Source organism: Nitrosopumilus sp. b3 (genome assembly GCF_014078525.1).
Lineage (GTDB): Archaea > Thermoproteota > Nitrososphaeria > Nitrososphaerales > Nitrosopumilaceae > Nitrosopumilus.
The window spans coordinates 172,517-191,214 of the sequence record NZ_MU078694.1 but is presented as its reverse complement, the minus strand read 5'-3'; the positions used below and the strand labels follow the sequence as shown (position 1 = coordinate 191,214).

20 protein-coding genes are annotated in these 18,698 nt (G+C 34.0%); 8 read left to right on the top strand and 12 right to left on the bottom strand.

What is annotated here, in order from left to right; translation table 11 throughout:
- Positions 1-2: 2 nt before the first annotated feature.
- A complete protein-coding gene (locus C6990_RS03010) occupies positions 3-545 on the top strand; it encodes a DNA-directed RNA polymerase subunit K (RefSeq protein WP_182128265.1) in 543 nt (180 codons plus the stop codon).
- Positions 546-596: 51 nt separating this feature from the next.
- Complete coding sequence (locus C6990_RS03005; protein WP_182128264.1) at positions 597-911, top strand: DNA-binding protein; 315 nt, start codon at positions 597-599, stop codon at positions 909-911.
- Here the strand turns inward: C6990_RS03005 and C6990_RS03000 are convergent.
- A complete protein-coding gene (locus tag C6990_RS03000) occupies positions 908-1,324 on the bottom strand; it encodes a transcriptional regulator (protein WP_182128263.1) in 417 nt (138 codons plus the stop codon). The genes C6990_RS03005 and C6990_RS03000 overlap by 4 nt on opposite strands.
- 105 nt (positions 1,325-1,429) lie before the next feature.
- On the opposite strand from C6990_RS03000, the gene C6990_RS02995 reads away from it, so the two are divergent.
- On the top strand, positions 1,430-2,374 hold the full coding sequence (locus C6990_RS02995) for an asparagine synthase C-terminal domain-containing protein (RefSeq protein ID WP_255465147.1): 945 nt from the start codon (positions 1,430-1,432) through the stop codon (positions 2,372-2,374).
- On the opposite strand, the gene C6990_RS02990 is transcribed toward C6990_RS02995, so the two are convergent.
- From C6990_RS02990 to C6990_RS02970, 5 genes are all read right to left on the bottom strand, one after another.
- Positions 2,371-2,517 (bottom strand): YHS domain-containing protein, encoded by a 147-nt coding sequence (locus C6990_RS02990; RefSeq protein ID WP_182128262.1) that lies wholly within the window; start codon positions 2,515-2,517, stop codon positions 2,371-2,373. The two genes, C6990_RS02995 and C6990_RS02990, sit on opposite strands and share 4 nt — an antisense overlap.
- An 85-nt stretch (positions 2,518-2,602) precedes the next feature.
- Entirely contained in the window at positions 2,603-2,803 is a 201-nt protein-coding gene (locus C6990_RS02985) for a hypothetical protein (protein ID WP_182128261.1), read from the bottom strand.
- Positions 2,804-2,869: 66 nt separating this feature from the next.
- The gene (locus C6990_RS02980; RefSeq protein ID WP_182128260.1) at positions 2,870-3,235 is read right to left on the bottom strand and encodes a DUF6659 family protein; all 366 of its coding nucleotides are present in this window, start codon (positions 3,233-3,235) and stop codon (positions 2,870-2,872) included.
- A 67-nt stretch (positions 3,236-3,302) separates the two neighbouring features.
- The gene (locus C6990_RS02975; RefSeq protein ID WP_182128259.1) at positions 3,303-4,403 is read right to left on the bottom strand and encodes an aldo/keto reductase; all 1,101 of its coding nucleotides are present in this window, start codon (positions 4,401-4,403) and stop codon (positions 3,303-3,305) included.
- A gap of 38 nt (positions 4,404-4,441) precedes the next feature.
- On the bottom strand, positions 4,442-5,326 hold the full coding sequence (locus C6990_RS02970; protein WP_182128258.1) for a prenyltransferase: 885 nt from the start codon (positions 5,324-5,326) through the stop codon (positions 4,442-4,444).
- Between the two features lie 86 nt (positions 5,327-5,412).
- Between C6990_RS02970 and C6990_RS02965 the strand changes: the two genes are divergently transcribed.
- A complete protein-coding gene (locus C6990_RS02965; protein WP_182128257.1) occupies positions 5,413-5,619 on the top strand; it encodes a hypothetical protein in 207 nt (68 codons plus the stop codon).
- A gap of 1 nt (position 5,620) precedes the next feature.
- Here C6990_RS02965 and C6990_RS02960 read toward each other — a convergent pair whose 3' ends face one another.
- Together C6990_RS02960 and C6990_RS02955 are read right to left on the bottom strand one after the other, a co-directional pair.
- Positions 5,621-8,332 (bottom strand): hypothetical protein, encoded by a 2,712-nt coding sequence (locus C6990_RS02960; RefSeq protein WP_182128256.1) that lies wholly within the window; start codon positions 8,330-8,332, stop codon positions 5,621-5,623.
- A gap of 63 nt (positions 8,333-8,395) precedes the next feature.
- Entirely contained in the window at positions 8,396-9,058 is a 663-nt protein-coding gene (locus C6990_RS02955) for an archaellin/type IV pilin N-terminal domain-containing protein (protein WP_182128255.1), read from the bottom strand.
- Between the two features lie 123 nt (positions 9,059-9,181).
- Here C6990_RS02955 and C6990_RS02950 point away from each other — a divergent pair, with 123 nt between their 5' ends.
- A complete protein-coding gene (locus tag C6990_RS02950; RefSeq protein WP_182128254.1) occupies positions 9,182-10,573 on the top strand; it encodes a hypothetical protein in 1,392 nt (463 codons plus the stop codon).
- Between the two features lie 63 nt (positions 10,574-10,636).
- Here C6990_RS02950 and C6990_RS10955 read toward each other — a convergent pair whose 3' ends face one another.
- The 4 genes from C6990_RS10955 to C6990_RS02930 all read right to left on the bottom strand — a co-directional run bounded on the left by C6990_RS10955 (position 10,637) and on the right by C6990_RS02930 (position 14,804).
- Positions 10,637-12,319 carry a hypothetical protein gene (locus C6990_RS10955; RefSeq protein ID WP_255465145.1) on the bottom strand — a complete coding sequence of 561 codons (1,683 nt, stop codon included), beginning with the start codon at positions 12,317-12,319 and terminating at the stop codon, positions 10,637-10,639.
- Positions 12,320-12,417: 98 nt separating this feature from the next.
- Positions 12,418-13,119, bottom strand: a complete 702-nt coding sequence (locus tag C6990_RS02940) for a hypothetical protein (protein WP_182128253.1) — start codon at positions 13,117-13,119, stop codon at positions 12,418-12,420.
- 3 nt (positions 13,120-13,122) lie between these two features.
- Positions 13,123-13,653, bottom strand: coding sequence for a hypothetical protein (locus tag C6990_RS02935; protein ID WP_255465143.1), 531 nt, complete (start codon positions 13,651-13,653; stop codon positions 13,123-13,125).
- Positions 13,650-14,804 (bottom strand): TackOD1 domain-containing metal-binding protein, encoded by a 1,155-nt coding sequence (locus C6990_RS02930; RefSeq protein ID WP_182128252.1) that lies wholly within the window; start codon positions 14,802-14,804, stop codon positions 13,650-13,652. Before C6990_RS02930 ends, C6990_RS02935 begins: the two co-directional genes overlap by 4 nt.
- A gap of 135 nt (positions 14,805-14,939) precedes the next feature.
- Between C6990_RS02930 and C6990_RS02925 the strand changes: the two genes are divergently transcribed.
- Genes C6990_RS02925 through C6990_RS02915 form a run of 3 tightly spaced genes read left to right on the top strand, consistent with a single transcriptional unit; the run spans position 14,940 to position 18,404 of the window.
- The gene (locus C6990_RS02925) at positions 14,940-16,559 is read left to right on the top strand and encodes a type II/IV secretion system ATPase subunit (protein ID WP_182128251.1); all 1,620 of its coding nucleotides are present in this window, start codon (positions 14,940-14,942) and stop codon (positions 16,557-16,559) included.
- Positions 16,556-17,476: a type II secretion system F family protein gene (locus C6990_RS02920; RefSeq protein WP_182128250.1), complete on the top strand. Its 921-nt coding sequence runs from the start codon at positions 16,556-16,558 to the stop codon at positions 17,474-17,476. Before C6990_RS02925 ends, C6990_RS02920 begins: the two co-directional genes overlap by 4 nt.
- 4 nt (positions 17,477-17,480) lie before the next feature.
- Complete coding sequence (locus tag C6990_RS02915) at positions 17,481-18,404, top strand: type II secretion system F family protein (RefSeq protein ID WP_182128249.1); 924 nt, start codon at positions 17,481-17,483, stop codon at positions 18,402-18,404.
- Positions 18,405-18,698 lie beyond the last annotated feature (294 nt).

The following is an 18,698-nucleotide window of genomic DNA, read 5'->3' as shown; positions in this document are numbered from 1 at the left end:
AAATGATTAGATTATATAACGTTTTAAGAAAATTTTGTTACTTGTCTGATGTTAAAGAAGCCCCATTGTTAGATGTGCCTCAAACTGAAGAAGTTGTAGAAACACCAGAAGATACAACAGAATCAAATGCTGGACTGAACAAAGCATTAGATACTTATCGAAAATTAATTGAGAAGAAAGGAGGTCTAGAACCACTAAGTGAAAAAGATCAAGAAAGTCTTGAAAAAAGAATCAAAGAGATTGAGAGCAGAGAAGTTGTTGAAAAAGTTGAAGAACATGAAGCAGCAGAAATTCCTTGTGAGAAAGGAAAAATCACAATCGGTCCTCCAACACTTACTAGATTTGAAAAAGCAAGGATTATGGGTGCAAGAGCTTTGCAACTATCATTAGGAGCTCCACCATTTATTCCAATTCCAAAAACTGCAAGAATCTCATTAGATATTGCAATGGAGGAACTAGAACAAAGAGTCATACCAATTACAATTAGAAGGGTTCTTCCAAACGGAGATTTCCAAAATATTCCAATTGATTACTTTGAAAAATGAATCATTGGTCGATAAAACTTAAAAGAACAAAAAATTGCTGATTGTTGAATAATGCTCATGGAAGAGACAACTGAACCGTATGGTCAAGAGCAGACCGAAAAGTCTGAGGGTACCATCATAAACATTGGAAATGATCCTGTAATGCAATCAGCTATTGATGTATTATCAACATTAGGTAGCAAGCATCAAGTCATTTTAAAATCAAAGGGGAATTCAATTCCAAATGCAGTTGCAGTTGCAAACATCATCACTGAAAAAATGCTAAAAGGCAATTCCAAAATTCAAAAAATTATTCTAGATACAGCAGAAGCTCCTGGGATTGGAAGTATGACATCAACAATTGAAATTATTTTAAATAAAATCTAGTAAACGCTTCCAGGACCTTTGAGAAGCATGTTTTCACATTCTTTGCAAACTTGTTCATCAATGTCAGATTCAAGATTGTGGTGTATCTCACAAATTAGTAGACTAGATTTAATATAATTACAAAGGCCAATGAATTTCGAAAGACTGGACGGAGTATATGCCATATCTGATGAAAGACTATCACTGAGTTCATTAATCATAATTGCAACTTGTTTTTCTGCCAATAGTTTGGCAATTAAAGATGGGTCACCTCTTGTTCCACGAATATAATTACTAATAGCTGCTTGAGTAACTCCGAGCATTTTTGATATTTCATCTTCTCTAATATTATGATCTTCTGCAAGCTTTTTTGCAAGTATTGCACGTAATGCTGGAATTAGAGTTTTAGATTCAATTTCAGCAGGAAGAAGCATCAATTCCCAAAAATCTTATAACATATTTTAAGTTTGCAATGAATCTATGTTTAGCCGGAGAATTTGATCAGGCATAGATATTTTAATTTCAGAGGAAACTGAGTAATGTTGGATAATGCTTCCAAGGAACTCTACAAAGTTTTAGAAGATTCATGCAACTCATGCAAATCTAATTTGATAGCATTATCAGGAGGATTGGATAGCTCCATCATAGCATATTTTTTAAAAAGCAGAAAACCAAAAGCGATAGCAATTATTGCTGAAGATTTTGTTTCAACAGACCTCACATATTGTCAAAGAATAGCAAAGGAATTTGGTTTGCATCTTACGATTTATCAGGTTAAAACTGCCAAAATTCTCGAAGCAGTTGAGGAGACAATTAAGATTTTAAAAAATTTCAACGATATTGAAATTAGAAATAATGTTGTAATGTATCTTGCAATAAAATGGGCAAAAGATAATGGAGAAAAATCAATCATTACTGGGGATGGTGCAGATGAATTGTTTGCAGGGTATAGTTTCCTTGTAAACAAACCTGAAAATGAATTAGAAGCAGAGATTACTCGGGTTTGCTCTGTAATGCATTTTCCCACTCAAAAGATTGGCAAGGAAATTGGAATTGAGATAGAATCGCCTTTTCTAAATGACAAAGTAGTAGAACTGGCAAAAAAAATTCCAGCAAACTTGAAAGTTAAAAATGAAAATGAGCAAAGACACGGAAAATGGATTCTTCGCAAGACGTTTGAGGAGTTTTTGCCTAAGCAAATAACATGGAGAGAGAAATCACCAATGCAAGACGGTTCAGGGACTGCTGGACTAACAAATTTGTTTGAATCCATAATAAATGAGGAAAAATATGTCGAAAAGAAACTAACAACAGAAAAAGAAGACGGAGTAGTCATTAGAAGTAGAGAGTCGATGCATTACTATGAAATTTTCAAGAGATTGTTTGGAGTTCCTGAAAAAAGCTCAGAGAATCCATGCCCATATTGTAAACATGAAGTTAAAAATTCTAAATTCTGCAGAATGTGCGGTGCTTTTCCAATCTAAACATTATTTTTATACTTACGAGGTTTTTTGATAAAGATTCGTCTGCAACCATTACAGCAAAAATGGAATTTTTTTCCACCGTATTCATGAAGTAATGCAAGATCTTCATCAAGTTCAATTCCGCATACAGGATCTACTGGCACAAAATTTGTCTTTTTAATTTCTATTTATAGATACAGTTAGAAACCCAGTGTTGTGATAGAAGTAATTTTTTATGGCTCAGATGTATCAAGGTTTTACGGTTAATTCTTTGAGTTGTGGTCGAATTTTAGATGCAACATCAGATGTGATTCTCAAAATATGCTCTACATCAGATGAAGACAATTTTTTATTTCCACCATCAAAAGATCTTCGAACAATTGAATTGATTTCAGATGTTAATTCTGTGATTGCCAAATAATTTGTATCTAATTTATCATGTGCTGCCATGTTAGTAACAATGAATTTTGATTGCTAATTAATAAGATCATAAATTCCCAAAAATGGAAATGAATTCTACGAATGAACTATCTCGAGAATTTTCTTAGGCAGTACACCATAATCAGAATCAGGTTCTGATACGACATAAAGAATATCATCATTAATCAATACACTAATGGCCAAAGCACGTTCTCTTGAAGCCATTGCAAAATTTACAGGGCCTAATTGCTTATCAAATTCTTTTCTCATTTTTACACGTAAGGCCAATTCCATGAAAATCATTTCATCATCTTTTTCACTTTCTAGGGGTTCAACATTTTCTCTCATTCCGCCAGCAACCAATCTACCTCTTTCATTTATCACACCAGCAAATCGAATTTTAGGATCAATCAATAAGACAGATTCACATATTTTTGTATAATCATAAATCTTAGCAGACATGCATTCTATTTCCGAGTATTGGCTCATTTATTATTTTTCCATATGAATTTTTTAAAAATAGAGTCAATCAGGAAGTAAGTTTTTTGACCAAGGCTAGAAATTCATCTTCAGGGATTGGAGGAATTTTCATAATTTCAAGATTTTCTGACACATGCTGTGATGATTTCTGCCCAACCAGAGGAGCCAAAATTCCAGGAGATGAGCGAATAAATTGCAAAGCACGAAGGGAGGATTTTAACTCATTGAATTCAGGCATAACGCCCGGAGCAAGTAATCGTCCCTGCATAAATGGAACACTGGTAAACACACCAATTCCCAATGATGAGGATGCCTCTAAAATTGAAACTTGTTTGTCATTAATCATCTGAGTTTTTCCAAGTAATGCTTGATCATAATGCATATTGAATGGTAATTGAATAAATCTAAACCCATGATTATCTCCACCAATTTTTTTAGCTAAATTTACAGTATCTTCAAGAGAAAGGTATTGGGGATTATCTTGTGCAACTCTAAAGCATTCCCATGTTGCCATTCCGTAAAATTTTATTTTTCCCTCATCACGTTTTTGTTCATATAATTCAAAAACGGATTTTAAATTTTCCAAAAATTGTTCTTTTGATACATCTTTTATTTGTCCCTCAACTGCATTGTGCAAATACATCAAATCAACACAATCCATATTCAGATTCTTCAAACTTCGGTCTAGTTGATCAGAAAGATATGGAGGAGTCATACAATGATATCCAGATGTGACGTCACCTTCTTTGATTACTCCTTTTTGCGAATATTCTTCTTTCACATATTCCCAAAAACCTAATTGAACATCTGCATCATTTGTGACATAGCCATTTTTAGTACTTACAAACAACTGATCCCGAGAGATTTTTCCTTCCTGAATTAATTCAGATATTGCTTTTCCAACAGAACGCTCTGCTTTTTGAGCACGATAATTAATTGCAGTATCTACAACATTAACTCCGGATAAGATTGATTGTTTTACGGCATTTGTAACTAATTCATCAGTTTTTGAATCGGGATCACCAAGATATGTGCCTATTCCGACATTTGAAAGAGTGAGATTTACAAAATCTTTGAAATTAGCTTGATTTACACCTGAATTTTGAGCAAATTTTTTGGTTCCCTCTTTTGTAGCAAATCCTGAAATCATGTTAATTGTAAAGAATTACTAAATTTATGTCTAAAGCGTCAAATGTCAATTAAGAAACTAATTACAAATAGGGCACCTGTAATTCTACCAAATAATAGAGTAGAGGACATAAATGGTACTAGTCCATCTACAGCATCATAGTTTTTTTGCAATCCAAGACCAGATTTTATCATTAATGGCATACTAAGAAGGCTAATCAAAGAGAGTACAGGGAATAGACTTACAGATACTCCACCAATTATTGCACCATATGATATTAATGGAAAAATCCAAAACAATTGAGATGCTTTCTTCTTTCCAACTGCTATAACCAAAGTCTTTCTACCTTTTGACTTGTCTGCATCATGATCAGGAAATGATGCAATGAATAGCACTAATGCAGACAAAGAGCCAACAACAATGCCACCAAGTATTGACTCCATGTTAATTTGTCCTGATTGAATAAAGAATGTGCCAATTACAATCATTGAGCCCTTTACTGCGACAAAAAATTCACCTAATCCAGAATCAACAATTTTTGTGGAATAAAAATAAATTGAAAGTATTGCAAATCCCAAAATTATTGCAATTAGTATTCCATCTGTAAATACAAAATATCCTCCAATCAAAGAACCAATAATTAAAAATGCAATTCCTGCACGATAAACAGAGGTCGGTTTTAGTAGCCCTTCAGGCAATACTCCAGTACCTCCACTCATTTTGGTTCGTTTAGTTTTAGTATCAATTCCTCGTTTAAAATCCCAAAAATCATTTAGTAAATCAACACTTGCATGAAGTGCCATTACTCCTGCAAAAGTCAATAACATATCAAGAAAGTCTATTGAAGAATTTTGCCACCAATTAAGTGCCAAACCTACAGAAACTGCAATGACTGATGCAAGAAGAAATCTAACTCGAATTACACGAAACCAAACAGATAGCATAAGAATAGTCACAATTTTTCGGTATAATATTCATGAGGTTTGAGGTTAAACATTGTTTATATGAAATATAGTCATTAGATGAATTCATGATAATTGGTAGAGTGTTAGAAAATGAAAAAAGAGTAAAATTCAACATTGAGATTTATTGTAACAATTGTGGAGTAAAGGTTCCAGGAGGACTACAAACAGGAGAATCTTATTTTGAAACGAATGAATTTAAAAATGAATTACAAGAGTTAAAGAAAAATTACCTCTGTGGAATCTGCAGAGACAAGAAAAGAGTTGAAAAATAAATCATATCTCTTCTTCCTCTTCCCAATCTTCTTCCAAATCAGCCTTTGATTTCTTTAAGAACACAAAGACCACAACGCCAATCATTAGAATTCCTCCAATTACAAGATACACAATCCATTCAGGTAATTCCAGTTCAATTCCATTGAAAGTTTTATCTGGCGAATCAACATTCACAGTAAACGAATCTTTTCCTTCAGCATATCCTTCAGCTGTTGCAATTATGTCAAATGAAATGTTTGGACCTTCAAATGCAGTTAAACTTACAATAGCACTGCCATCAGAGCTTGTCCTTACAACTTCAGGAGAAATTACTGCATCACCCTTTGTAATAATTTTAATCGAAGCTCCAGGTACAGATTCTGCATTTTCATCATCTACAAATAATTTAAATTCTATCGGATCATCTACTTTTACCACATCAACTAACCCACCAGTAAAAATTTGTAGTTGCATTTGTGATGATGCGGCATTAATTATTGACGAAGTTCCATTAACACCCTTAGCACTTGCAGAAATGGTTGCAGTTCCGACAGAACCGGTTGTTTTAATTGGAAAAGTTGCATACGATGATCCTGCTGGAATTATTGAATCATCAATTATTTGGACAACAGAATTTTCAGAAGAGGTAATTTTTGATTTTACATTAAATTTTGGAATTACAGGATACCCTTGCAAGTCCACTAGTTGTATTACACCTAAATTTTCTTGATGATTTGAATTAATTTTTGCAAGTGGCAATGAAATTTGAATTTGTGATGAAGGTTGAGTGGTAAATGCCTTATTTCCTTCTAATTTTAAATCAGCATTTTCACCAATAGGCTCAATAGTAAGAAGAATGTTGGATTTTCCTACAGATATATCAAATGAATCACTTCTAAGTTGTGCAAAAGTAAAAGTTGTTCCCTTAGCAATTTCTACAAGACCGTTAGTAGGAGTAATCAAATATTTACCAGATTCCTTCATAACTTTAGGTCGTTCTTTTCCATCAAGTGCAATTAGGAATAGATCAAAATATCCATCACGATCAAAAATTAAGCTATTCTCCCCAGTAGGAGAAAATATACGCACTTCTTTTTGCTCCAAAGTATTCACCACATTTGAGGTAAAAGAGCCAGTTCCAACACCATTGATCGATGTGGAAATGGTTACCGGTCCTGTTTTTTGACCAGTAGATATTTCTGCAGTTCCAAAAGAATAAGAGCTGAGAATTTTCCCGCCATCAATTATTTGAGCAAGTTTGTCATCACTGGAGATAACATTTACTTTTTTAATGAATCCATCAGCGTAAAGAGTCTCAGTGGCCTGCATAGGATATAGTTCTTCATCCTCTAAACAATCTATAGAATAAAGAATTATTTCTTCAGGAGACAGTTCAGTATTATGAGTTACATCATCTGAAGAACCAGTATCCTCATCAGATTGTTCCGCACATTCGGGATTAATTTCAATTTCAGTCCCATCAGGTCTTATCCCATCATCATCTTCATCATCTTCAATCATAGATAGTTGATAAGTAAAGAATGCAGTTGCATTGCTTGGGATAAAATCTAAACCAAAAACTTTTACAGTATTCCCATAGTCTTTGACATTAAATCCAAAACTAAAAACATTTTGGAGAGTTCGTTTTAATTTATTCCCCTCTTCGATAGATTCACCCACAGTGCGAAAAGTATCAGTTGCAGTACCATACCCTTCAGAGCTTACTCCAATCAAAATATCATTTTTAAGTAAATTTTGTAAGCTAAATTTTTCTTGAAGTAAATATCCAAATTCTCCTTTTTTAATTATAGGAGTCTCATCTTTGGATATTTTATCTAAAACATCTCCAATAGGGAATTGCTCATTTGAAAAAAATTCCAACTCAATATCTTCATGAGTCTTTGTCGGATTACCATCAGAATCAACAACTGTAACGAAAATATCCAAAGTCCTATCATATTCTGCCGGGATCAATTTAGGAAATACAGATAATTTCAAGCCTGTAGGTAAAGTAGATGAAATTTCAATGCTCTTTGCCACATCAAGACCAGATTCTTCATGAATTGCACGCACAAATGTATTACCAATTTTTTCATGAGAAGATAAAATTCCCCAAGCATAGTAATCGCCTTTCTTAATTTTCAATAAATTGGAATCAGGTGAAGCTAAAAGTTCATCATATTCAAGAATAATTTCAACATCATTTGGTGCACGGATAATAGTTCCATCAGCGTTCTTTAAAAAAACTGAAAAAGGCATTTGTGAGTTTACATGCATTTCATTTGTCGGTAAATTTAATTCTAAAATTAGATCATCTGGAAGATATGTTTCATCAGTCCCTACTTGGATTTTTTGAAAAGTTGTTTTTCCATTTAGAGATGCATTGATTGTTGTTTTTCCAGATTTTTCAGTTGTAATTATAGGAAATGATACAAATTCTTCATTAGCCTTTAGAATGGTTTTGGCAGGCACCGAAGCAATTGTTGGGTCGTCAGAACTCAAACTTACTGGTACATCATAAGAAGAAGTGATAGGGACACCATGTTTACTTAGAACATATAGATATCCAACTGGATGTTCTGCAGTTCCACTTTCCAGATGATCTGGAGAAATGGCAAGTTTTATCGAATATTCTGCTAATGCTTCTAGATTTTGAGCAGAGGATAATTGTAAGTTTCCGGATAACAGTAGAGTAGTTACAAGTAAAAATACCAAAGGTGTTTTATTTTTCATCGTTTTTCTCCTTTTTTCATTTTTTGCCTCCATAGTTTTTCATAAAAATGAAAAAATGTGGAGTTATCCACTTTGTTGTCCTGCTACAACAGTTCCTACAAATACCGCACCTTGTGCAGTAGTTAGTTTGAATTGCATGTCTCTACCAAATTGAACATCTTGTTCTAATTCGAGTAGAATTGTAGCTTGTTGACCTGGTTCAATTATTGCTGTTGGATTTATAGATACTTCAGCAACACCAGCAGTACCTCTAGTGATAATTGCAAATTCTTGGGATGCACCCAACAAAGTATCTGCTGCAAAGTCATCTAGATCTGTAACAGCAGTACCTGGCTGATATGTGTATACAGCACCACCAAATCTCACTTCAGTTAATGCGGCTTGAGATACACCTTGATTCACCACATAGACTGCTATTCGTTCACCGGTTTGTAGACCATTATTCTGAACGCCATCAGCTATTGTAGCAGGAGGTCCTGTATTATCAGTTAGACCCCCATCATGAATTTGTAGATTCGCTACGTCACTAGCATCATACCCTACAATTTGAAGAGACTCAATTTGTGGGGCTCCACTGATTTGTGCGGAACTAAAGAATCCTTGTGAAAACACAAAGACAATACTTCCACCTACTACGGCAATTGCTACCAAAAGAAGTGTTGCTATAACTGGAGCAACGGCTCTTCTTGAAGTCAACTTGTTTTGTTTTGACTGTAGTTTTGTCATTCTGAAATTATTAAAATCAAAAGAGATGTTAAAGCAATTTGTGTTCAAACAACACAGCATCTTCAAATGTTGTTCAAACATTACAACATTGCTCATTTGTAGTCATCAAAACATGTCAAGACAATGACAAAATTAAAGACGACTTTGACAATATCAGCAATCGCATCGATTTTAATAATCGGAGGATTTGCTACAGCAACTCCAAATGCATTTTCAACATATGGTGGTCATCATGATGACGATGACGATGATTGTAGTTACGGATATCACGGATATAATCATGATGACGATGACGATGATTGTGATCAAGATAGTCCTAAAGATCCATGTGATTGTGAGAAGCCTGACACGCTAAAGTTCAAATTTTCTACACCAAGTGAAGAGATAGACAGTGAATTTAGAATTGAGATTTACAAAAAAATCAATTACATAGGTAATGATGACAAAAAATTAACAAGTATTGCAGATGTGACCAATATGGGAGATTATCAAATTGAATCATCCAGTTTTGGTAAAGGAAAATTAAATTCTAACACAGTCTTTGTTATTTACAAAATAGTAGAAAATGATGACGATGATCTAGTTTCATCAATTGAAATACACACATCTTGTTCGCAGGATCTATACATCGGACAAACAGAAAGTGATAACGGGTATTCTTTAGAAATCACAGATGGTTTGAAAGATGGAGAAACGTCAATTTCAGCATCAAACCCACTTACATGCGGAGATGAGCCAGAACCAGAAAAAACAGGCATGATTGTGATTAGAAATGCACTCACAAAAGACAATGGTGGAGAAGCCATGCTAAAGGACTTCTCATACAAAGTAACTGATGAATTAGGTGCTACATTTGATTTAGTTCAAGATACACTTGATCCATCCGTACATGTTGCAGAAGTTCCAAAAGGAGCATACACATTAAGTCAAATAATTACACCAGCAGTCACGGAATCATATACCGAAGTTCTCATTACAGGAGACAAAAAATGTCCAGCAACAACCAATGAATCATTTATGATTAATAAAGACAAAACGATCTCATGCACAATCTATAATGATGATAATGGAGACGGTTCAGGCGGACCTGGTGGCATAGTTTTCCAAAATAATTCAATGGAGATTGAAATTGACGGAAATGGTCTTGGTCTGGCAACAAAAGACAGTTGTGATCATTACGTTGATGGAATCAAAACAGAACCATGTATAGAAATTATGGGAACTGAAGGAAACATCGGAATTGTTGATTCTGAATTAAGTTCAACTACTACAATTGTCTTATTCAGTGTAGTAGAAGAAACTCTTGATCCACTGATAGGGGCTGAGAATGCTGAATGCACACTAGAGAGAATAATACCACACAATAGCGAATCAGAATTCCTTTTTGATGATGATGATATGCCACCAGAAGATCCAACAGATAATCTAATGGTATTTCTTGGATGTGCAGAACTTAACGCTGACAAAGTCTACAAAATCAATTATGTTATGATTGATCCAACTATGGGTCAATAACACCATTTTTTCTTTTTTATTAGAATAAAAACAAAGTAATTTTAAAAGTCACTTTAAAAAATATCACGGAATTACTTGTAATACTATTTCAGCTAATGGGCCAATAGCTACATCGCCACTACTAATTCCATCTGCTAGAACATACATGACATACAGTTGTGTAGAAGTTACAGTAGGAGCAGTTACTTGAAATTCTATAGTTTGGGTATCTGCAGTGCTAGCAATATCAGAATTTAGAACTCCAACAATTTGCGAAGAGCCATCTGCAAATGTTTCAATTGGATCCATTGTAAATCCAGGGGCATTAATTATAGAAGGAGAGGTCCAACCTTTAGGGATATTAATAATTAATCTGGAATCCGTTGCCTGAATAACATGACTAAGATTATCATCAAAGTCAGTTAGAGTAGCATTTAGTTTAATGACACTTCCACTTGATATTCCTTGAATACTTGAAAGAATGTTTGCGTTACTAGAAGATCCAGGCACATCTGTCAGATAGACATTTGGCAATGTCGTAGACCCTTCATTATATGATGTACCATATCCAGATTTTCCAAATTGCCCTAATGTAGTATAGACACTTACATCAACAGGGACGGTTTCAAGGAAATCACCACTGCTTCCAATAAATCCAGGTTCAACTAAAGCTAAAAACGGAACATTTGACAAACCAGGAACAGAAACAGGGCTACTGAGACTTTTCCACATTAATTGATTCGGCATAGGACAACTCCATGTTCCACCTAAGCTTAAATCAACGTGTTCGGCCTCACAAGCATTACCGTTATTATCTGTAAAAATTTCATCTCCGCCAGTATATCTTGTAGATGTCGCAGTAATCACAATTTTGCTGACCTCAAGATCTTTTTCAATTGGATTAACAACATTAATTCCCCAAACACCCTGTTGCCCAGATTCACCAAATGGTGCAGGCATTACTATGAACAGCTCAGGCTTTGCCAAAAGATCTTGTGTAAGGACAATTAATTCCTCAGAACTTGTTGAATTTGCACTATCTCGTAAAACAGTTTTATCTGATGCAATATTACTCTGAATTAAATTATTATTTACATCCAATCCTGTTGCAAAATTTGAAAAGTCAATACTTGTATCTGCAGTTCCATCAATAGTGTAATCCCACAAAAACAAAAAGGATTCACCAGGAATCAAATCAACTGAAGAAAGATTAGGGCCAGAAGATCCAACAACAACACCAGGTGGATTAACGGATATGGTTGAAGGAGTGACATCATTAATTTTTAATTGGCCAGTATTAGTCACAACCATTCCAATTGTTACATTTTGTCCAAGAATTACATCAGGAGGATCAGTTACAAGTACAGAACGTAAATCATTAACTGAAGAACCACCAGGCCCTACAACTAATTCTGCAATTTCAATAGTACCTAATGAAGAGATTACCTTGATATCATAAGAGTCAGGCACCATGAAAAGTGATTGAGAAGAAAGTATGGATGAAGGAATACCACCCGTAACAAAAGAGTCATCATAGTTTACAGAATAACGAGTAGCAGGTTGAGTAGATAGAGTCTTGTTTATTATCCAAAAACTAGAGATTTCAACTGGATTTTGACCAAAATTAGTCACAGAAATATCTAATTTGTTAGTTGAATCAGTGGACACTGCAATTCCAAATCTTTCTTGTTGTTTTTTTAGCTCAACATCAGAAACTATTCTCTGAGTAGTAACAATATCAGTTTGAGCATCCAATGCCAAACTCAATACTGAAAATCCTGCAACCATCAGTACGGTGAAGAATAATGCACCAACAACAGAAGAAAGACCTCGTCTATTTTTTGCAAAATTCTTTGATTGAGATTTTATTGTGCACCACCACTTTCAAGTAAAAATTCCACGGGTTGAATTTGTCCAGAATTTAAAAGCAATCGAATTCCCTTATTCAATTGTATGTCAGAGCCAACAGAATCTAATTTTATAAGAAGGTTAACTGTTTGGCCACTTTGGATTTCAGTATTTTCTTTTTGAATAATTGTCCCCACTGTAACAGGTAATATTGAAAACATTCCATCAGCAGGGTATTTCCCATTGGTTAATGGGACAGTAGTGTCTAACGTAACACCAGAAGTAGAAATATCCCAAGAATAGCGCTCACCATTAATTGATAGATGTTCTAGAAAAATTGAATTAAGATTATTGTTTTGAATTTGAATTACAATAAATTCTGTACCGCCATTATTAGGAATATTATTCTGGTTACTACTGCAGCTGTTACGGCACAAAAGAGAATCATATTTGTTATCCACATCAGTCAGTGTAAGTAATCCTGAAGAATCACGTGTATCATATGCTAAAAGAAGAATGTTCAAAGATGATGCTTCAAGTGTTGAGGTAGTACCCAAATTTCCAGAAAGAAATGCATCATTCATAAAATAAGTCAATGTGCTAGCTCCAGTAACAGTTACAGCCATCAACATCATGGTACTGATAATATCTGTAATTCCCCGCCTATTTTTTAAACGAGAATTTTTTTTCTTAATACCAGAGAAACAGTTTGATGACATTTTTTATGTATTAAATGGACTAGCTACAGTTGTGAAGAAGTTTCCCCTAGTAGTTGTTAATGATATTCTATATTCAGAATTGACATATGCAGGATCATTCCATGTTCCAGTTCCCTGAACCAATAAAATTTGAGTATCATCGATTAGATCCAAAATAATTTGCTGATTATCTTTTAGTTGAATGGTTTGATCAACATCTACCCAATTTGTGATAATTTCCTGATTGTCGATATTTATGATAGTGATACTGGATATAGTAGATTCAACAGAGCCTATATTTGCCAAATCAATCTCTAAATTATCAGTATTAGGCTCAAATCGGACATGCTCAAATACCAAATCCTCTCTATGAATTTGATTTTTTGAGGCCTCATGAAAAGAGAGGTCATATGTAAATGCGCTAATACTGTTCATACCATTAAACAGAATTACAGATCCAACTGAGCTGACAATTCCCAAAATCACCACACTTCCCATTACTTGACTTACAGCTCGACGATTTTTTAAAAAACGATTTGAAAAGACATTTTTCAATTTTTGCCACCACTCTCAGAATACCAATCAGAAACAAATTTTTCTACCCGTGAAATAATTTGAGAGAAGTCAGATTCTGCAATCAAATGAATCCTATAATGCTTTGCAAGATTTTCAACACCATCATTAATTCCAGATACGGTTAACAGTAATGTTTTGGTAGGATCAATGTCTAATTTGGGAACTAGTATAGAATTCATATCTGACTGATTAATTCCGTCGGGCTGATTTTTTATAAAGATCAGTATCGATTCATCAGTGATTCTACTTTTTCCATAAATTGGAATTTCATGAATATTGTTACTCTTACCCTTTATCTGAATATTGAGATTTGCATCAAAGTTGAATCCCTGTAATAATTTTAGTAAATCATCTTTAATTTGATTCGTATCAGAATTGATGGAGGATTCAGAATTTTTTAATTTATAGCAATATGTTGGAACAAATTGTCCAGAATTGGTATCAAAATCATGTTCATATTTTCTACAATGTAATTTGATTACAGCATTATCAAATTTTTCAACACAGTCAATGCATTGATACCACATTGCAGGAACACGTATTTCTTTTTCAAAATTTTTAATGGATTTCTTACAAGAAGGGCATCGAGAGTTTTCAGGATCTGTGAAATCAAAGTTCGTGTTTTCTGTAATATACCCACATATCTTATGCTCAAATAGATTTAGTTTTTCAACATTCAGTGAATGGCATTTTGGACAATAAAGACGAACACTAGATGAGTGAGTATCAGGATGGATTGGACAAACAATTAATTTTTCATAAATTTTTTTCTCTAAAATTCCATCTGAGACCAAATCATCAAGACATGAAATGTTGTCCTGAACTTCACCAATTTTAGATAGAATTGGGTAAAAAATTAAGCCTTCATTGTAATCAACAAAGGGGGTAATTGTCCTATCCTTGAGTTTTTGAACTTCCTGAATCAGTTTTACTGCCTTACTGGTAGAAGGTTTTGGTGAATCAGAGTCATCAAAATGAATAGATTCTTCAGATATCTTCTCTATTTTAGGCTCAATTTTGGTCTCATTTGAGGCTCCTTTGAAAATTGAAGATATGTTATTCAGACCCACTAATTTATGACCAGAATTTGATTCGAGTTTAGAATTATCATTTGTTTTTTTTCTAAACAATTTTTTTCACCTCATAAAGTATGAACATATCAATCATCCCAGTTGTTTTCTTAAGCAAATGAACAGTAAAAGGAAAATGCTGTTCATATGAACGAACATGCGTTAAAACGCATTAGAGATGTATTAAACCTGAAATTGAGGCTAAAAATATTCAAAGAAAAGATATCAGGATTGCAAAAATTGCAGGTAGAATCAAAAGAAATAATCAAAGAAGATAAAATTAAAAAAGAAAAAGATTTGAAAAATGAAGAAAAGGATACAAAAATTCCTCAATTCATGACCTTATCAAAGTTAGAATGGGACAACAACGAGATACATGCAGGAATTATTAAAGACCCAACAGCAAAAGGCGGCTTAAGGTATCAAGTAATTGAGCCGATACTGTCTGAAAGAGACCAGAAGGCATTTGAAATTATTAAAAAATTATTAATGACAGAGCTTACTGTATCACTTCAAGACATAAAATCAAAAAAAGATGCAGAAAGAAGATTAAAAAAGAAAATTTCATCGATGGTTAAAAAATACAGATTAAATATTCCAAAAAAAAATATTTCCAAAATTAATTATTATGCGATTAGGGATTTTGTTCATTTAGGGAAAATAGAACCGTTGATGAGAGACCACATGATTGAAGAAATCAGTTGTGATGGAACCAATATTCCAATCTACATATGGCACAGAGAACATGAATCCATGCCAACCAACATCATCTTTGAAAAAGATGCAGAGCTAAATAATTTTTCAAGAAAGATGGCATACATTTGTGGAAAACATGTCTCGATGGCAGACCCAATCATTGATGCATCACTTCCAAATGGAAGTAGAATTAATCTCACACTAGGTCATGAAATTACCAAGAGAGGCAGTACATTTACCATTAGAAGATTCAGAGCAGATCCAATAACAATTATTGATTTGATAAAATTTGGAACAATTTCAATTGATATTGCAGCATTCATGTGGTATTTGGCTGAGAAAAAATCAACAATGCTCATTGCCGGAGGAACTGCTAGCGGTAAGACTACAGCTCTAAACGCCCTAGCCTCATTTATCAAGCCTGGAGAGAAAGTGGTCAGCATAGAGGACACCCAAGAACTAAATCTGCCTCATGAGAACTGGATTCCAGCCGTATCACGTCAAAACTTTACAGATACTCAAATTGGGGAAATTAATCAATTCGATCTTCTAAGAGCTGCCCTAAGACAAAGACCTGACATTATCATTGTAGGAGAGACCAGGGGAAGAGAAGCATATACACTATTTCAGGCAATGGCTACAGGGCACGGGGGATTTTCATCAATTCACGCAGATTCTGTTGATGCGACACTTACCAGATTAACATCATCCCCAATGGATGTCCCAAAAGCACTAATTGCAAACAGTCTTGATCTAATCACACTTCAATTAAAAATTAGAGTAGGAAACAAATCAGCTAGAAGGATTATCCAGGTTTCAGAAATTGACGGAATTCATGAAACTACAGGGGAAATTAGAACACATGAAATTTTCAAATGGAATCCAAAAACAGATACCCATGACTATATGGGCAACAGTGTAATTTTTAGAAAACTCAAAGAAAGAGATGGAGACAGTGACGAAAAAATCAATTATGAATTGACAAAAAGACGATTAGCATTAGAATGGATGGTAAAAAATGATATTCGTGATCATAAAGAAGTAACTGCCAATGTAATGGAGTATTATGCTGATCCAGAAAGATTCTACGAAAGAAAAAGACTAGAGGTAAAATCATGAATCTAATTGGAAAGAAACAAAAAAAGAATGACGAAGAATCAGTTGGACAAATTCATGTGTATAGCTACAAATTACTAAATGAGCATGTAAAATTTTTACATCCAAAATTAAAATCACTAGACAAATCAATCAAGCAGGCAATGATGCCAATCCCATTTGAAGTGTATGTTTCAAGCATGATTTTTTTTAGTTTGATTGCAGGTATTTGCGGAGCAGTTTTAGCATTAATTGTAGCTCAATTCATCAATATTCAACCAGCAAGTCTGAGTTTTTTACTGCCAGTATTAGCAGGATTCATGCTATTTGGAATAACATTTGGAATACTGCAGATGATTCCCAAAGTTAGAGTTACAAATAGATCTTCAAAACTAGTTGAGGAAATACCTCATTTTATTGGATACATGTCAACATTAGCGACAAGCGGCCTTACACTAGAAGGTATTTTCAAAGCGATTGCAAAGGAGGAGACAGAGGAAGATATCGTAAAAGATGCTAGATACATTGTAAGAAATATCGATATTTTAGGCATGGATTTGATTAGTGCAATTAAAGATTTGATACATCGAACTCCAACTGGACCATATTCTGAATTACTAGAAGGCGCAGTAGTAACCGTTCAATCAGGAGGAGATCTTAAAGAATACTTTAATGCAACAGCAAAAGTCCAGCTTGAAGAAAAAAAGATGCTAATGCAAAAAACTACCGAATCATTAGGTAGTGTTGCAGAAATTTATACAATTTTGTTAATTGTATTCCCATTACTTGCGGTAATCATGTTATCAATTATGGGAATAATGAGTCCAAGTCTTGCAGGATTTGATTTGATCACATTAATGAATATTCTAACATTTGCAGTTATTCCTCTTAGTGGAGTTTTGATGTTAGTCATGATGGACACAATGGTACCAAAGAGGTAGAAAGATGGAAAGAGTGCAAAGCAAACAAAAAAGAAAAATAAGAAGAAGGGTAGCAAAACTCGAGCCAAAACAATCAATATTAAAAAATGAGATTCTAAAGACTGTAACATTTTCCATTATTGCATCCATCAGTGTAATTTCAATGAGTTTCTATTTTTCAGAATATTCTGATTCAACAACAATTAGGGATGTAGGATTAATTTTCGGAATACTAGTAGGAATCATTCCCTTAACTATACATCAGCTAAAAGAAGTGCAAAGAAGAGATAGTATAGACAGAAATCTACCAGTTTTTTTGCTTGCACTGTTAAGCTCTGTGCAAAGTGGAGCAAATTTGATCAAAGCAATAGAGCAAGCAGGTGAACGGAATCTAGGAGCACTAACTCCTGAATTAAAAAATCTGAGAGCAAACATCAGTTGGGGAACACCAATTGAGGATGCGTTTGAGAATTTTGCAGAAAGAACAGGGACTAGGGTTGCACGACGTGTTACAGTCTTACTTGAGATGGCAATGAAAATTGGAGGGGATGTGTCAGAAAATCTGGAAATGATTCAAAAGCACGTCTCAGATATGCAAAATATTGAAAAGAGTAGAAAATCAGCTCTTCAGCCATACACATATACAATTTACATTTCATTTGCAGTGTTTTTGGCAGTAGCAGTTTTGTTAACAACTAGTTTTTTTACAGAAATTGAAAAAGTTCAGGAAGGATTATTAGCATCAGGAAGTGGAACGCAGGGATTATTTGGCTCACTTGCAAGCATGGAGATTGAAAAACTAGAATCGGCATTGTTCAATATGGCAATTATCGAAGCAGTATTTGGAGGACTTGCTGCAGGCAAGATTGGCTCAGGCTCTTACGTAGCTGGAACAAAGCACGTAGTAGTGATGATTGTAATCTCAGTTATTGCATTTAATGTATTCTAGTTTTCACTTTGGACATTTTTTTAAAAAAGTGTCAGATTTGAAATATAAAAAAATCATAGAATTGAAAAAAATGTTCATAAAATTGAACATCAAAAGAAATTGTTGTAATAAAAAAACAACACATTTTCATTTTTGTGTGTACTATCGCACAAACAGAGCCTTTAGTTCTATTATGATCTAAATTTTTTATCGATGATGAGGGGAAAATATTTTGTAAAGCATAGTAGTTCTGCGAAAATACTAAATGCAATTACACAAAACGAGTCTAGGTTATTAGAGATGGGAGAAAAAAAG

Coding starts and splice junctions, on each gene's coding strand:
- C6990_RS02940 (WP_182128253.1), bottom strand. CDS start 13,119: ATGTCATCAAACTGTTTCTCTGGTATTAAGAAAAAAAATTCTCGTTTA.
- C6990_RS02970 (WP_182128258.1), bottom strand. CDS start 5,326: ATGCTATCTGTTTGGTTTCGTGTAATTCGAGTTAGATTTCTTCTTGCA.
- C6990_RS02965 (WP_182128257.1), top strand. CDS start 5,413: ATGATAATTGGTAGAGTGTTAGAAAATGAAAAAAGAGTAAAATTCAAC.
- C6990_RS02980 (WP_182128260.1), bottom strand. CDS start 3,235: ATGTCTGCTAAGATTTATGATTATACAAAAATATGTGAATCTGTCTTA.
- C6990_RS02920 (WP_182128250.1), top strand. CDS start 16,556: ATGAATCTAATTGGAAAGAAACAAAAAAAGAATGACGAAGAATCAGTT.
- C6990_RS03010 (WP_182128265.1), top strand. CDS start 3: ATGATTAGATTATATAACGTTTTAAGAAAATTTTGTTACTTGTCTGAT.
- C6990_RS02985 (WP_182128261.1), bottom strand. CDS start 2,803: ATGGCAGCACATGATAAATTAGATACAAATTATTTGGCAATCACAGAA.
- C6990_RS02975 (WP_182128259.1), bottom strand. CDS start 4,403: ATGATTTCAGGATTTGCTACAAAAGAGGGAACCAAAAAATTTGCTCAA.
- C6990_RS03000 (WP_182128263.1), bottom strand. CDS start 1,324: ATGCTTCTTCCTGCTGAAATTGAATCTAAAACTCTAATTCCAGCATTA.
- C6990_RS02915 (WP_182128249.1), top strand. CDS start 17,481: ATGGAAAGAGTGCAAAGCAAACAAAAAAGAAAAATAAGAAGAAGGGTA.
- C6990_RS02960 (WP_182128256.1), bottom strand. CDS start 8,332: ATGAAAAATAAAACACCTTTGGTATTTTTACTTGTAACTACTCTACTG.
- C6990_RS03005 (WP_182128264.1), top strand. CDS start 597: ATGCTCATGGAAGAGACAACTGAACCGTATGGTCAAGAGCAGACCGAA.
- C6990_RS02950 (WP_182128254.1), top strand. CDS start 9,182: ATGACAAAATTAAAGACGACTTTGACAATATCAGCAATCGCATCGATT.
- C6990_RS02955 (WP_182128255.1), bottom strand. CDS start 9,058: ATGACAAAACTACAGTCAAAACAAAACAAGTTGACTTCAAGAAGAGCC.
- C6990_RS02995 (WP_255465147.1), top strand. CDS start 1,430: ATGTTGGATAATGCTTCCAAGGAACTCTACAAAGTTTTAGAAGATTCA.